Here is a 15,057-nt window from a genome sequence, read left to right as displayed (position 1 = left end):
GACGATGAAGAAGAGGATGATATCCGTCAGATTGGTAAAAGAACTTATGTGGTTAATGCCATGACCTCGATTGATAAATTTAATACTTTTTTTTCCACCTCCTTTAATATTGAAGGGCAAGATACCGTTGCCGGTTTTATTATTCATGAATTAGGCCACCTTCCCCGCCGAGGTGAAAGCATCACCATTGATGAGCACCAATTCAAAGTCACCATCAGTGATAACCGCCGCTTAATACAACTTCAAGTACTGACTCCGAAAGAATTAAGCAATATAGAGTGATTCCATTTTGATTGAAAAATTAGATGATTTAACCAAGCATCTTTACGGGCAACTTTTTGTTGCCTTTATTTTAGGTGCTGTTCAGGTGTTTGCTTTTGCCCCTTTTGAGCAGTGGTGGGTGATTTACCCTACTTTTGTGGGTTTCTTTCTTTTGCTGCAGCAGCTACAAAAAACCACCCGGCGCTATTTTTTAATCAGCTTTATTTTCAGTCTCTCAAGCTTAATTGCGACCCTACATTGGATTTATGTGAGCATGGATCTCTTTGGCGGTATGCCGAAAATCGTCAGTGCGCTGTTGATTGTATTATTATGTGCATACCTTGCGCTTTATCCAACCCTTGCATTGTGGGTAAGCAGTCGTTTTTTAGGGCTGTCTAACGCGCAGCGTTACCTTTTACTGATACCCGTATTGTGGCTGATTTCAGACTGGCTTCGAGGTTATGTTTTAACCGGTTTCCCCTGGGCATATTTGGGTTACAGTCATGCTGATACCCCCTTAGTCGGCTTCGCCCCCGTATTAGGCGTACAAGGAATCACCCTGGCAATAATGGTGATTTGCGGCGCGCTGACTTTACTTATTCAGAAACAAAACATTAGCTTAAGCTTGACGGTTATCATCACCCTGTTAATCAGTGGTTTTATTTTACAAAAACAGCAATACACAACAGCGCAACCCGAGATAAGCGTCTCACTGGTGCAGGGGAATATTGATCAGAACGACAAATGGAAAAAAGAACAGTTATTCCCTTCTCTGCAAAAGTATGTGGCACTCAGTGAAACCGGACAGGACTCTCAGCCGGAGCTGATAATTTGGCCGGAATCCGCGATCGCCGCGTTAGAAATTAATGTGCAGGCATTTTTACAGCCTTTATCGGCTAACTTGGCAGCCAAAAACAAAACCCTGATCACTGGGATCATTGGTTATAATGTCACAACCGATAGTTATTACAACTCGATCATTGCCTTAGGTAAATTACCAAAGCACAAATTACCCGAGCAACCATCAACCAGACAACCATTAACCAAACAACAGGGTTATTCATTACACAGTCAAAACCGCTACCAAAAGCACCAACTCCTGCCGATTGGCGAATTTGTACCTTTTGAGACATTATTACGCCCGCTTGCTCCTTATTTCAACTTACCTATGTCGAGTTTCCAGCGCGGTGCGCAGGTGCAAAAGAACTTACAAACAGATCAAGTTTCTCTGGCTGCCGCAATCTGTTATGAAATAGCCTTTCCTGAACTGTTACGTAAAAATATAGGTGAAGAAACCGGGGTTATTTTAACGGTCAGTAATGATGCCTGGTTTGGTCATTCCATTGGACCGGCTCAACATTTACAGATAGCAAGAATGCGCGCCATAGAGTTTGCCCGCCCGCTTTTACGCTCGACCAATAACGGCGTAACAGCCATTTTTGATGCATCTGGTAATGAACAGGGCAGATTAGCGGTTGATGTTGCTGCTGTTTTAAGTAGACAAATTCAGCCGGCTTATGGTCAAACGCCCTATCAATATGCCGGCTCCTACCCCCTTTATTTATACTGTTTATCAGTGCTGCTTGGATTGTTTTTATATTGCAGATATAACAAACAACCAACCAAACTTTAAACCATGAAAAATAAAATCTCGACATTTCGCCAAGCGAGCTTTCAGCAAAAACTCTGGAAGCTGGCGCTGCCTATTACCTTTCAATCTCTACTTTATTCATTTCTTGGTCTTGTTGATATTTTAATGGTTGGCCAGCTCGGCGAAAATGAAATTGCTGCCGTAGGGCTTGGTAATAAAATATTCTTTTTCAATTTGTTAATGATGGTTGGCAGCAGTCATGCGGGAGGTGTATTAGCTTCTCAATATTACGGCGCAAAAGATCTCTCGGGTTTACGGCGCAGTTTGGCCGTATCAGTGTTATTCAGCCTGCTTATTATTATTCCCTTTATTGCCTTTTATATCTTATCGCCGCAAACGATAACCCAACTTGCCAGTGATGATCCAGCGCTGTTGACACTGGCCAATGATTATCTGGTTATTACCGCCTGCAGTTTTATTTTCACCGCCGTGGTTTTGCCCGTTGAAACAGCACTTCGTTCGGCAGGTGATACAAAAACAGCTATGCACATCAGTATTTTGGTTATTCCTGTTAATGCTTTATTAAATTATATTTTAATTTTTGGTCATGGCGGTTTTCCCGAAATGGGCGTGCAGGGCAGTGCGCTCGGCACCTTTTTGGCACGCTTCATACAATTACTATTATTACTCATTTTTGTTGCAAAAAAACGCCGATTTATTATCACCACAAAAGATGAAATTAAACAGGCGATGAGCGCTTATGAAATAAAACGCTATATTAAATTAGCGACCCCGATGGTATTGCATGATGCGGGCTGGGCATTGGGTGTTTTTGTCTATACCTTGATTTTCGCGATGATTGGTGTGCAGGAGCTGGCGGTGATGAGCATGGTCTCGATCATTGAACAAACCATTTTTGCACTATTTATTGGCGTTGCTATCGCCAGCGGTACCATGATTGGTCATGAGTTGGGCGCAAAAGCGTTCAATAATGCCTGGCAACAAGCCTGGACCTTTATTTTATTTGTTCCTTGCCTGGCGTTATTATTTACCCCTTTTATTATTTTTTTTAGAGAACCGGTATTAGGACTCTTTCCAACCTTATCATCGGATGCGGCGAGCAGTGCTGCTAATGTGTTACTGGTATTAGCCTTTGCGCTGTTTATCAAAGTCATTAATTTTATCGGCATCATTGGCGTTTTACGCAGCGGCGGAGATATTAATTACAGCACTTTTATCGATATTTTCAGTATGTGGTGTATCGGCATTCCTCTCGCATTTATCGCCGTAAAATTTTATCATTTCAGTCTGGTTGAAGCTTATATTGTCACTTTAACTGAAGAGTTAATTAAGGTCATTTTAGTGCTTCATCGGGTTCATAAAAAACATTGGTTGAGAAATATACTCAGTCCTTGAAAGTCATCTGAATTCAATGATAATAATGGCTTTAAAACGCAATTTATCTGCTATTTTTAGCACAAAATGCTATTATTTTGCACCAGACAACCAAAACAAGGATAAAGGTTTTTCATGCTTTTAAATAAAACAGTGCTTTTCACTGCGTTAGTCGTTTTTATGACTACCGGTTGTGTCAATTACCATGCACAGGAGCAACAGTTACAAATAACCAATCTACAGGCTGATCTGTTTAGCGCACAGCAAACCTTCGAGCAGACACAAGCAGAACTATCCGTTACCAATGAGGCTTTATCCGCCAGCAAAATTCAAGTTAATGAGCTCAATGATTTATTGACTACATCGACCGCTAAACTGACGGCAGAAAAAGCCGCCATTAAACAAGCGGCTAAACAAGCGGCAGTAAAAAACGACTCTGCAAAATTTGGCAATAAGGCGATTTTAGGACAAACCGAGTGGGTCTACGTTTCGGCAATCAAAAGAAATTTTAGAGCACGAGTAGATACCGGTGCAACAACGGCTTCAATCAGTGCCACTGATATTGAACGTTTTGAACGGGATGGCGAAAAATGGGTGCGTTTTAATTTAGATAATGAGAAAAATACAGAGCCACAAAACATCGAAGCCAGAATCGTTCGTTTTGTTAGTATTATCCAGGCAAACGATCCCGGAGAAAAAGACAGTCGTCTAGTGGTTAACCTGCATGTAAGGATAGGCGGTGTCGTTGGCGAAACTGAGTTCACACTAACGGATCGTACCCATATGGAATACCCGATATTAATTGGTCGTACATTTTTACAAGATGTCGCTGTTGTGGATGTGAGTAAAGAGTATCTCCATACTAAATTTGTAGAAAAGAGCGCAACTAAAAAGTAGGGTTTGTTTATGAGTTCAAAGTTTTTCTTTTATGCCTTAGTCACGAGCTTATTTATGCTGGGCATATATCAAACCGTGCAACGCCATATGGCGCTTGATATCCCCTGGTTACCGGGAGAAAATCGGACTATCTGGAGTATTGATGCGAAAATTGAGTTTACCGCCAAAGATGAACCGATTCTCGCTTCCTTGACCACACCAAAACCACAGGCGGGGTTTATACAACTCAGTCAAAATGCAGCATCTCCCGGTTACGGTCTGTCTTTTCTAAATGAAGGCAATACTCCGCAAGCACAGTGGGCTATTCGCGAGGCAAAGGACGAACAAACACTTTATTATAACGTTCAGATGCTGGTCGATCCTAAAAGCCACGATCCGCAAATCAATGAAATGCCAGCGCTCAACAATACTCGAAACGGTCCAGCTGAACATGCTGCAGAGAAAGTGATTATAGAAGAAGCGCATGCAAAAAGCGCCGATGCATTTAGCTTTACCCGCGAGCTCTTAAAAGCATTAAATTTTGAAGATCCCGATCAAAATGTAAGATTAATTTTAAACAGCGGAGCCCCTAAAGAAGATCTTTTAATCGCGTTATTAAATCAAGCAGAAATCCCCGCGAAAATAGTTGGCGCCCTCAACTTAGAAGACGCGCGTCGCTACCAACAATTACAACCTTTAGTGGAAGTCTTTCAGGAGAAAGACGACATTATCTCTTCACATCTTTTTGATCCAAACAGTACAAAAGCGGTCGATCGTGAAAACTTATTACTTTGGGATCAAAGTGGTAAAGCCTTACTTGAATTAACCGGAGGGGAAAACTCGACCGTCAGTTTTTCAATGATTAAACAAAATCAACCCGCATTATCAGTGATCATGGAAAAACCGGTCAATGAGCATCTCTTTAACTTTTCAATTCACAGTCTGCCTATTGAAGATCAATCGGTTTTCAAGGGCATTTTAATGATCCCCTTAGGTGTATTAGTCGTTGTATTAATGCGTGTTTTAGTCGGCCTTAAAACATCGGGTACCTTTATGCCGGTGTTAATCGCGATGGCTTTTATTCAAACAAGCCTACTCACCGGATTAATTGGTTTTATTTTACTGGTTACCGTGGGTTTATTTATTCGTTCCTATCTGTCGCGTTTAAATCTGCTGCTGGTCTCGCGGATATCGACGGTGATTATTATGGTTATTCTTCTGATTGCACTGTTTGGTGTTCTTTCCTACAAACTGGGGCTGAGCGAAGGTCTTAAAATCACTTTCTTTCCGATGATTATCCTATCCTGGACGATTGAACGTATGTCTGTTCTATGGGAAGAGGAAGGCATGAAAGAAGTGGTAAAACAAGGTGGCGGCAGTTTAATTGTCGCGGTGTTTGCCTATTTTATGATGAGTAATGAAGTTACCCGTCATTTAATGTTTAACTTTATCGGCTTACAGTTTGTGGTGATGGCATTGGTACTCTTACTGGGCAGTTACACAGGTTACCGCCTCTTAGAGTTACGCCGCTTTAAGCCTTTAGTTGATAAGGAATAAAAGATGTTTTTCGTCAGTCCTTTTAAGCTCAGAGATAAAGGGGTCATGGGTATGAACCAGCGTAATAGTGGTTATATCGGCCGCTATAATCCGCGTAAATTGTACCCCTTGGTTGATAATAAACTGCAGACCAAAATCATTGCACGTGCAGCTAATGTCACCACACCGGCTTTATTGGGTGTAATTTCATTGCAGGCAGAAGTGGGCCGTGTTGAAAATTATATCAAAGAGACAGCAGGTTTTGTCATTAAACCCGCGAGAGGCAGTGGTGGTAAGGGAATTTTTGTTATCACCAAAGTCGAAAATGGTCGCTATTATAAAGCCAGCGGGAAAGAAGAAAGCCTTTCTGAAATTAAACGCCATGTTACCGATATACTGGCGGGCTTATTCAGTTTAGGCGGCAGCGCAGACGTGGCTGTCATTGAAGCCTTAATCCAGTTTGATAATGCCTTTGACGGTTTTAGTTTTGAAGGCGTACCCGATGTACGGGTGATTGTCTTTAAGGGTTTTCCGGTGATGGCAATGATGCGCCTTTCCACCTCGGCATCCGATGGTAAGGCCAATTTACACCAGGGTGCGGTGGGTGTAGGTGTTGATATTGTCAATGGTAAAGCATTACATGCGGTACAATTTGACCGGCCGGTTAAATATCATCCCGATACCAATAAAGAACTGGCTCTTTTAGAGGTCCCCAGATGGGATCGTCTAATCTATCTGGCAGCAAGCTGCTATGAGATGACCGGCATGGGCTACTTAGGGACCGATATGGTACTGGATCGTGATATTGGTCCGATGCTGTTGGAGCTCAATGCACGCCCGGGCTTAGCCATTCAGATAGCGAACGGTCAGGGCATTCTGCCGCGCTTAAAGCTAATTGAAAGCCTTGGTGATACCAGTTTAATGGATGTCGAAGCGCGCATCGCATTTTCTAAAAAACATTTCTGCCAATAAATTTTATTTTATTATTGTACCAATTCCACTAATTAGGTGATCTATTTAAGCGCCGGAAAAACCATGAAAGCAAGGCATTAATTGCAGTAACTAGTTGTTCTAATTATACAAAATCGTATGGAACGATTTTGAACAGCTTTAGCTGGCCACGAAGTGGGGAATAACAGGATGTTATGAATCAAATTAATAACAAAGACTAAAACGTAGTTTTATGTCTAGCTAGCATGTTTTTTAACCCGTATAAATGAGCAGAAAACTAATGGATTTGGTATTACTCCCCCTAACTCACAGGGGGAGATCATTCATTACAAACGTCGAATCTCCATAACATCTTTTAATTGTTTAAGCTTATTCTGTATCTTGGTAATATTATCACTGTTATGTATTTCTAAATTAAGATCAATAGTGGCGGTTTGAGTTTTTACATTGCTCATACTGTTAACCCCTAATACATTTACTTTTTCATTAGATAATAAGGTCGTGATATCTTTTAACAACCCGCTGCGATCTAACGCTTCCAGACGAAATGTTAATGAATAACCTGACGAGTTAGTATCCCCCCAGGAAGCTTCAATCAGCCTTTCCGGATGCGCCTCGCGCAAGTCAGCCAATTGTTCACAGGCTTTACGATGCACTGAAATTCCCCGTCCTTGAGTGATATACCCCTCAATAGATTCGCCGGGAATGGGTTGGCAGCAACGGGCGATACTGTGCAGTAAATTACTTTCACCCTGGATCATAATATTGTTGCCAACGGGTTTGCTTACAAAAGCACTGCTGCGTTTGGTTAATGCATCCAACGCCGCCTTGTCTTGTTCTGCTAATGTTTGCTGGTGGTGGTGATCATTCAAAAAGTTGAGCAGCTGATTAATACGTAAATCACCATTGCCGACACCGGCAAAAATATCCTCAACGCAGCTCACATTAAAACGTTCTATTGCCGGTGGAAGATCGCTTAATTTCAGCTTCAGTTTAGCCAGTTCAGCTTCTAATAACTCGCGTCCCGCCTGAATGTTTTTCTCACGATCTTGTTTTCTAAACCACGATGCAACCTTGTTTCGAGCACGGGGAGCATTGATGTAACCTAAATTAGGATTAAGCCAATCACGACTTGGATTGGGTTCTTTTTGAGTGAGAATTTCAACCTGGTCGCCAGTTTTTAAGTGATAAGTGAAAGGCACAATATGGTTAGCGACTTTAGCACCAATACATCGGTGTCCGACCAGACTGTGTATGTAATAGGCAAAATCAAGTGGTGTCGCGCCCGCGGGCAGATCAATGACTTCCCCCTTGGGAGTAAAAACATAAACACGATCGTCAAAAACCTGACTGCGGATCTCATCAACCAAGTCTTCGCTGTCGGCAATATCTTCCTGCCAGGCGAGTATTTTGCGCAACCAGGCTATTTTCTCTTCATATCCGCTGGATGCCTTGCCACCGGCACTGCCCTCTTTGTATTTCCAGTGAGCAGCTACGCCCAATTCGGAATCTTCATGCATTTTCTGGGTGCGTATCTGTACCTCAACCGCTTTGCCTTCCGGGCCTAATACGACCGTATGAATCGATTGGTAACCGTTCGCTTTAGGGTTGGCAATGTAATCATCAAATTCACTGGGGATATGCCGCCACTTAGTGTGGATCGCGCCTAAAGCCGCATAACAATCCTGCAGTTTTTCAACCACCACGCGCACCGCACGTACGTCATAAAGATCTTCAAACTGTAAATTCTTTTTCTGCATTTTCCGGTAAATGCTGTAGATATGTTTAGGACGCCCATAAGCCGTGCCGTTGACATGCATCTCCTGAAGAGACTCTTTTACGGTATTAACAAACTCTTGAATATAGTGTTCACGGTCAATGCGTTTTTCATCGAGCTGTTTGGCTATTTTTTTATAAACTTCAGGCTCTAAATAGCGAAAGGATAAGTCTTCTAATTCCCATTTTAGCTGGCCAATACCTAATCGATTTGCCAGCGGGGCATAAATCGAGGATATTTCCCTGGCAACTAGCAGCCTTTTATTTTTATCTGCAGATTTTATCTGTCGTAAATAACAGATCCGTTCAGCAAGTTTAATCACTACAGCGCGGACATCCTCGACCATCGCCAGTAACATATTACGCAAATTATCCACTTGTGCGTCATTGTTACTCTGTCCTCCCTGATTTTGCAGGGCTCGAATACCTTCCATATCCGTTGCCCCCTTAACCAGTTTGGCAACACGCTTAGGCCACCATTCTTCAACTTGCTCCTGAGTAATAATTTGATTGTCAAGCAAGGGAAAGATCAGAGCAGCATTTAAGGTATCCAGATCCATGTTTAAAGTGACCAGGATCTCAACCATCTCAGTCCCTAACTCCAACAGGCTATGCTGTTCGCTGTTCAGGCACAAAGCGATGATTTTTTCGTAATTGTCTAATAATTTATTTTGATCCGAGCTACTTAAGCCTAACGTAGTAACCCATTTTTTAGGGTTTTTTTGCGCGGTTTGATAAAAATGTGTATCTCTGACTGAAACCATTAAACGGAACTCCAAAAATTTAAAATAAATCTAACCAGTAAACAGTGCCATTGCTTCCATATGAGCCGTTTGCGGGAACATATCCAGCAAGCCTAACTTCTCAAGCTTATACCCTTTATCAAGCAGCAGCTGACTATCTCGGGCCAGGGTCAACGGATCACATGATACATAAAGGATATGCGACGGTTTCTTTTGTGCTATAAAAGCTAAACAATCCAAGGCACCGGCACGTGCCGGATCCAATAAAACCTTATTAAAGCTTTGTTTAGCCCATTCCTGCTGAATAATATTTTCATCGCTTAAGTCAGCTTGATAAAACTCGGCATTGTGTAAATTATTTAATTGTGCATTTTCCGCTGCCCTGTCGACCATTTTTTGAACCCCTTCAACACCCACAACCGATTCAACCTGGCGCGCGATTGGTAAAGTGAAATTACCTAAACCACAGAAAAGATCTAAGACACGGTCGGTTTTTTCTAAAGCGAGCCACTGCAGCGCCTGACTGACCATTTTTTCATTAATAGTCGTGTTTACCTGTAAAAAGTCAGTGGGGGTAAAACTCAAGGAGCAATCCCACTCCGGCAAGCGGTAACTTAAATGCGCCTTCCCAGCCAGACAAACAGACTGATTAGAGGATGGTTGTCCAAAAAAGTTCACTTTATGTTGATCTGAAAAAGCCGTTATCAGTTTCAAGTCCGGCTCGCTTAAGCTTTTCATATGGCGTAACAAAATCACCGCACCCTGATCTGAATAAAGCAGCTCAACATGCCCCAAATCTGCTTTGCACTGTAAACTGTTTAATAATATTTTAAGCGGCGCCAGTAAACACTCTAATGCCGGCAATAATACCGGACAAACTTTTTGGTCGATAAGGTCATTACTTTGTGCACGCCTAAAACCCATTTTTAAGTGTTTATTTTTTTTATCAAATTGTAAACCAAAACGGGCAGTACGACGATATCCCCATGCCTTATCGGTGATCGGCTCTTCAAGTTGCTGCGGCACTTGCTTAGCAAAACGTTTAAATAATGATAATAGCCCATCTGCTTTTATCTGGATCTGCGACTGTTGGCTGAGATGCTGCAGATCACAACCCCCGCACTCCTGATAATGGGGACAAGCGGCAGTAATTCTTAACTCACTGGCCTTAATTATCTTTTTAATCTTAGCTTTACTGTAGCGTTTTTTAGTTTCTATAATTTGTACTTCAAGTAATTCACCTGCAAGCGCCCCATCAATAAAAAGGGGTTTTTTCTGGAAATAGGCTAAACCACGTCCCCGGTGATCCAACTTTTCAACTTTTATATTTTTTAGAATATGATTTTTTATACTGTTTGTGGGTGCTGCTTTAAAGAACTGGGCCATAAGTGATTCACAGGTTAAGTAAGCTATGCGATCATAGACTGATATTTATCGATAAAGCTATTGTCACACAATGAAAAATAAAAGCATTCATTTATAGAAAATTGATTAATGCGCTGATCCTGTTTTACAGGTAAATTTTAATCCGCAGACTTAATTACCATTTTATGGTTTTGCGCTTACCACTCACTTTAGAAATGTAACCTATGACAAAATACGGACTGCGAGCACAAGTGATTGCCTTTACTATTCTACCGACTATTTTGATCGGTGGCATATTAGCGGGTTACTTTTCTTTCCATCGTTATCACCAGGCAAATAATTTTTTAATCGACAGGGCCATTAACATCAGCGAGCCTCTGGCTATCGCTAGCGAATACGGTATACAAGATGAAACCAGAACCATTCTAAGACGTCTGATTGGCTCAACACACCGTAAAAACAGCCCGATGATTAAAAGTATTGCGATTTTTGATTCAAATAACCAACTTTTTGTAACTAGTAATTACCATCGTAACTTTGATCTGTTACGTCTCAAAAAAGGTCAGGTAATTCCACTTTTAACTGAAGTTAAACACTATCCGGACAGCATCATCATTCGCAGTCCAATCGTTGATGAAAGCGATTTTTTAGAATACCCGTCGACCTTTGAATCAAAGCCAAAAATTGTTGGTTATGTCGCACTGGAAGTTAATACCGATCAAATTGAACTGCTATTTTACCGCGATACCGCCCTCTCATTCGGGGTAGTTTTATTAGGCATTTTAGGCAGCTTACTGCTTGCTTTCGCGCAGGCTAGACGCATTACCGGCCCGATCTGTGCAATGGTATCTGTGGTTGAGAAGATTAGTCTAGGACGCTTAAATGCAAGGGTAGAAGGTGATTATTCTGGCGAGATGGCCTCCCTGCAATTGGGTATCAATGAAATGGCGGTGGCGATGTCCAAACACCATGAAGAGATGCAGGACAGCATCGATTTGGCGACCAGTGAGCTGCGAGAAACACTGGAACAGATGGAAATACAAAATATTGAGCTTGATATAACTAAAAAAGCGGCACAACAGGCGGCTCGGGTAAAGTCTGAGTTTTTAGCCAATATGAGCCATGAATTACGCACGCCGTTAAATGGCGTGATCGGATTTGCCAGACAACTTCTGAAAACACAACTTACCAACAATCAAATTGATTACCTGCGCACCATCGAACGCTCAGCCGGAAATCTGCTTAATATCATCAATGACATTCTTGATTTTTCTAAATTAGAGGCGGGTAAATTAACTCTGGAGCACATCCCCTTTGATTTACGCGACTGCATCGATGAGACCATGCATCTACTGGCCCCCAGCGCCCATGAGAAAAACCTTGAAATGAGTATCATCGTTGATCCTGAAGTCCCCTCTGAAGTCATTGGCGATGCGATGCGTCTGCAGCAAATTTTGACCAATTTAACCGCTAATGCGATTAAGTTTACCGAAAAAGGCAATATTGGAATACAAATTCAACGTATTAAAACAGAGATGGACAGAGAGAATAAAGTCACGCTTGAGATTAAAATTTCTGATTCCGGCATCGGAATTTCAACAAAACAGCAATCACAGTTATTTAAAGCCTTTGCTCAGGCAGACACCAGTATCACCCGTCAATATGGCGGTACCGGATTAGGTTTAGTGATCACCCAAAAGCTGGTCAAAGAGATGCAGGGTCGAATAGAATTAATATCCGTTCCCGGACAGGGTTCGATTTTCAGCTTTACTATTATCATCGAAAAAAGCGCCAGGACAGCATTGAGCAATATGGCGATCAGTCCTTTGCAAAAACAAAAAGTACTAGTTTATGAGAGCAACGAATATAGCGCTCGGGCCTGCACGCAGCTGCTCAGCCAATGGGAAACTGAAATTTCGTTAGCCACAACAGAACAACAATGGCAGCAGTTATTAAATAAAGGTTACGACAGCATTGTTATCGGATGCAGTCATTGTGAGAGCCTACAGATACTTTTCAAGCAGATTGAACAAGCCAGAAAATTTAGCGAAAATGTAATAGTACTGGTTAATTGCAGCGACCCGAGCATTTATGAAAAATTGATGGCGACGGGCGTTAGCCACTGTTTAAGTAAGCCAATAAATTACAAAATTTTTGCCAATGCACTTATTTCAGATAAAAAACAACCTAATACCATCATAGACCATAAGAGCTTACCGCTCTTCATTCGTAAAGATATCAATATCATGGCCGTGGATGATAATCCCGCTAATTTAAAACTTATTTCAGCAATGCTGGCAGATCGCGCCAACCATGTAACGACCTGTATTAATGGTCAACAAGCCGTTGAACAATCTAAATGTCAGCACTTTGATCTTATTTTTATGGATATCCAAATGCCGGTATTAGACGGTATTAATGCCTGCCTGCAAATCAAAGCGGGAGAAATCAACAATAAAACCCCTGTTATCGCGGTGACGGCGCATGTATTACCAGGCGAAAAAGAACAGTTTTTGCAGCAGGGTATAGATGATTGCCTGGCTAAACCCATTGATGAAATAGCCCTGCAGCAGATGATCAATAAATGGACGCCCCATGCCGGCGTAATAGGCAGAAAATCATCATTACCGGCATTAACCTCAAGTAATCTCTCTTTCGATTGGCCGCTTGCGCTGCAGCAGTCTGCCGGCAAAGAGGCGCTTGCCAGGGAATTGCTGGGTATGTTAATTAATGAGTTTGCGGAGATAAAAATTGAGGTCAATAAAGCCCTGCACGGCGAAATTTCCCCTCCTCACTTTGCCGAAATTATTCATCGATTTCATGGCGGCTGCAGTTATAGCGGAGTGCCAAAACTCAAGAAAATTGCCTTTCTTATTGAGAATGGGTTAAAACAAGATATTACGCTGGATGGATTAGAGCCGGAGTTACTTGAACTGTTAGATGAGCTGGAGAACGTTGAACGGCAGGCAGAAAAACATTTAGCTTAGAAAGCCTGATGCCTAGATCATAGGTAGCAAAAAGCCCCACTTTGGTGCAACCAAAGCGGGGCTTTAAATTTTAATCTGAGATTAAAATAGAAACCTGATACGTATGACTTAGTCTTTTACGTAAATAACTTCCATCATCTCATCATCTTCACTCCAATCATCATCATCATCGGCGTCAAGCTCTTCTATTGCTGACTGATGATAATCATCCCACTGGAATTCGACCTGCTGACGCTCTTCTTCCGGTGTAAATTCAGCCGGTAGCTCTTCCAAGTATCCAACAACATCACGACAGACGTTATTTGTCCCGGTTTTTGAAATCGCAGCTACTTTATAAACAGGTCCATCCCATTCAAGCGCTTCTTTAACACTCTGGATCACCAGTTCAGCTTCATCTTCCGGCAGAAGGTCGGTTTTGTTAAATACTAACCAACGCGGTTTAGAGGCAAGTTTAGGGCTGTGCCTTTTAAGCTCTTCGATAATAACCAGCGCATTTGTTGCCGGATCACTACCATCTGCTGGCAATAAATCAACCATATGCAACAATACACGACAACGCTCTAAATGACGCAGGAAGCGCGTACCAAGTCCGGCACCATCAGATGCACCTTCGATTAACCCGGGAATATCTGCAATCACAAAACTGCGTCCATAACCCATACTAACAACACCTAAATTCGGTACCAGGGTCGTAAAGGGATAATCAGCCACTTTTGGTTTTGCCGCTGAAACACTACGGATAAAGGTTGATTTGCCCGCATTTGGCAGACCTAGCATGCCAACATCGGCAAGCAACAATAATTCCAGAAGCAAATTACGAACTTCGCCCGGAGTACCGTCGGTCTTTTGACGCGGAGCACGGTTAGTACTACTTTTAAAACGTGCATTGCCTAAACCGTGAAAGCCGCCTTTGGCAACCATCAGCTTTTGTCCATCGCGCGTTAAATCACCAAGCACTTCTCCGGTATCATCATCACGACAGCGTGTACCAACAGGTACTTTAATAAATTTATCTTTACCGCGAGATCCGGTACAGTCTCGTGTTTGACCATTTTCGCCACGTTCGGCATCGTAAAAACGCACAAAACGGAAATCAACCAAGGTGTTTAGATTTTCATCTGCTTCGAGGTAAACGTCACCGCCATCACCGCCATCGCCGCCATTTGGGCCGCCACGCGGGATATATTTTTCGGTACGGAAGCCGATACAGCCGTTGCCACCATCTCCGGCATCAACCTTTATTTTTGCTTCATCAACAAACTTCATTCCAACCTCCAAGAAACCAACTCTATCGTTGGCTTGTCTAAACTATAATTATACTTATTTCTATTGGACACAGTTCACATTTTGGAATGTAAATAGAAATAAGTACAGTGCAAAATATTATTTAAGGTAAAAAAAAAGCCCCGCATCAGCGAGGCTTTTAAAACTCTTTCGTCAAGACTGAAGTTATTCAGCTACGATAGTAATGAAGCTACGCATCTTTGGACCTTTCTTTTCAAACTTAACTACACCTGTAGCTTTAGCAAAAAGAGTATGGTCTTTACCGATACCAACATTAATACCAGCGTGGAAT

Annotated in this window: 11 protein-coding genes; 7 read left to right on the top strand and 4 right to left on the bottom strand. The window is 42.1% G+C overall.

Annotation, left to right across the window (positions count from 1 at the left end):
- The 6 genes from ACJAZP_RS19005 to ACJAZP_RS18980 all read left to right on the top strand — a co-directional run.
- Positions 1-282, top strand: a 282-nt coding sequence (locus ACJAZP_RS19005) for a transporter associated domain-containing protein (protein ID WP_415232319.1), incomplete at its 5' end; no start/stop codon positions are given.
- A gap of 7 nt (positions 283-289) precedes the next feature.
- Positions 290-1,894 carry an apolipoprotein N-acyltransferase gene (gene lnt, locus ACJAZP_RS19000; protein WP_415232318.1) on the top strand — a complete coding sequence of 535 codons (1,605 nt, stop codon included), beginning with the start codon at positions 290-292 and terminating at the stop codon, positions 1,892-1,894.
- 3 nt (positions 1,895-1,897) lie between these two features.
- Positions 1,898-3,268: an MATE family efflux transporter gene (locus tag ACJAZP_RS18995; protein ID WP_415232317.1), complete on the top strand. Its 1,371-nt coding sequence runs from the start codon at positions 1,898-1,900 to the stop codon at positions 3,266-3,268.
- A 114-nt stretch (positions 3,269-3,382) separates the two neighbouring features.
- A complete protein-coding gene (locus ACJAZP_RS18990) occupies positions 3,383-4,144 on the top strand; it encodes an ATP-dependent zinc protease (RefSeq protein ID WP_415232316.1) in 762 nt (253 codons plus the stop codon).
- Positions 4,145-4,153: 9 nt separating this feature from the next.
- On the top strand, positions 4,154-5,680 hold the full coding sequence (locus tag ACJAZP_RS18985) for an inactive transglutaminase family protein (protein ID WP_415232315.1): 1,527 nt from the start codon (positions 4,154-4,156) through the stop codon (positions 5,678-5,680).
- A 3-nt stretch (positions 5,681-5,683) separates the two neighbouring features.
- Positions 5,684-6,631 (top strand): alpha-L-glutamate ligase-like protein, encoded by a 948-nt coding sequence (locus ACJAZP_RS18980; protein WP_415232314.1) that lies wholly within the window; start codon positions 5,684-5,686, stop codon positions 6,629-6,631.
- Positions 6,632-6,936: 305 nt separating this feature from the next.
- Here ACJAZP_RS18980 and relA read toward each other — a convergent pair whose 3' ends face one another.
- The gene (relA, locus tag ACJAZP_RS18975; RefSeq protein WP_415232313.1) at positions 6,937-9,150 is read right to left on the bottom strand and encodes a GTP diphosphokinase; all 2,214 of its coding nucleotides are present in this window, start codon (positions 9,148-9,150) and stop codon (positions 6,937-6,939) included.
- A gap of 30 nt (positions 9,151-9,180) precedes the next feature.
- A complete protein-coding gene (gene rlmD / locus ACJAZP_RS18970; protein ID WP_415232312.1) occupies positions 9,181-10,515 on the bottom strand; it encodes a 23S rRNA (uracil(1939)-C(5))-methyltransferase RlmD in 1,335 nt (444 codons plus the stop codon).
- A gap of 203 nt (positions 10,516-10,718) precedes the next feature.
- On the opposite strand from rlmD, the gene barA reads away from it, so the two are divergent.
- Positions 10,719-13,481: a two-component sensor histidine kinase BarA gene (barA, locus tag ACJAZP_RS18965; RefSeq protein ID WP_415232311.1), complete on the top strand. Its 2,763-nt coding sequence runs from the start codon at positions 10,719-10,721 to the stop codon at positions 13,479-13,481.
- A gap of 108 nt (positions 13,482-13,589) precedes the next feature.
- Here the strand turns inward: barA and cgtA are convergent, their stop codons facing one another.
- Both cgtA and ACJAZP_RS18955 read right to left on the bottom strand, forming a co-directional pair.
- Positions 13,590-14,747 carry an Obg family GTPase CgtA gene (gene cgtA / locus ACJAZP_RS18960; protein WP_415232310.1) on the bottom strand — a complete coding sequence of 386 codons (1,158 nt, stop codon included), beginning with the start codon at positions 14,745-14,747 and terminating at the stop codon, positions 13,590-13,592.
- A gap of 183 nt (positions 14,748-14,930) precedes the next feature.
- The coding region (locus ACJAZP_RS18955; protein ID WP_415232320.1) for a 50S ribosomal protein L27 at positions 14,931-15,057 on the bottom strand (127 nt) is incomplete at its 5' end.

Source organism: Psychromonas sp., from assembly GCF_047632955.1.
In the GTDB taxonomy this organism is placed as follows: Bacteria; Pseudomonadota; Gammaproteobacteria; order Enterobacterales; family Psychromonadaceae; genus Psychromonas.
The sequence above is the reverse complement of the archived record's forward strand: the minus strand, read 5'-3'. Positions and strand labels throughout refer to the sequence as shown.

What these genes read in the sequence shown, in the direction of transcription:
- ACJAZP_RS18995 (WP_415232317.1), top strand. Translation starts at nt 1,898, where the DNA reads ATGAAAAATAAAATCTCGACATTTCGCCAAGCGAGCTTTCAGCAAAAA.
- ACJAZP_RS18990 (WP_415232316.1), top strand. Translation starts at nt 3,383, where the DNA reads ATGCTTTTAAATAAAACAGTGCTTTTCACTGCGTTAGTCGTTTTTATG.
- ACJAZP_RS18985 (WP_415232315.1), top strand. Translation starts at nt 4,154, where the DNA reads ATGAGTTCAAAGTTTTTCTTTTATGCCTTAGTCACGAGCTTATTTATG.
- ACJAZP_RS18980 (WP_415232314.1), top strand. Translation starts at nt 5,684, where the DNA reads ATGTTTTTCGTCAGTCCTTTTAAGCTCAGAGATAAAGGGGTCATGGGT.
- relA (WP_415232313.1), bottom strand. Translation starts at nt 9,150, where the DNA reads ATGGTTTCAGTCAGAGATACACATTTTTATCAAACCGCGCAAAAAAAC.
- rlmD (WP_415232312.1), bottom strand. Translation starts at nt 10,515, where the DNA reads ATGGCCCAGTTCTTTAAAGCAGCACCCACAAACAGTATAAAAAATCAT.
- barA (WP_415232311.1), top strand. Translation starts at nt 10,719, where the DNA reads ATGACAAAATACGGACTGCGAGCACAAGTGATTGCCTTTACTATTCTA.
- cgtA (WP_415232310.1), bottom strand. Translation starts at nt 14,747, where the DNA reads ATGAAGTTTGTTGATGAAGCAAAAATAAAGGTTGATGCCGGAGATGGT.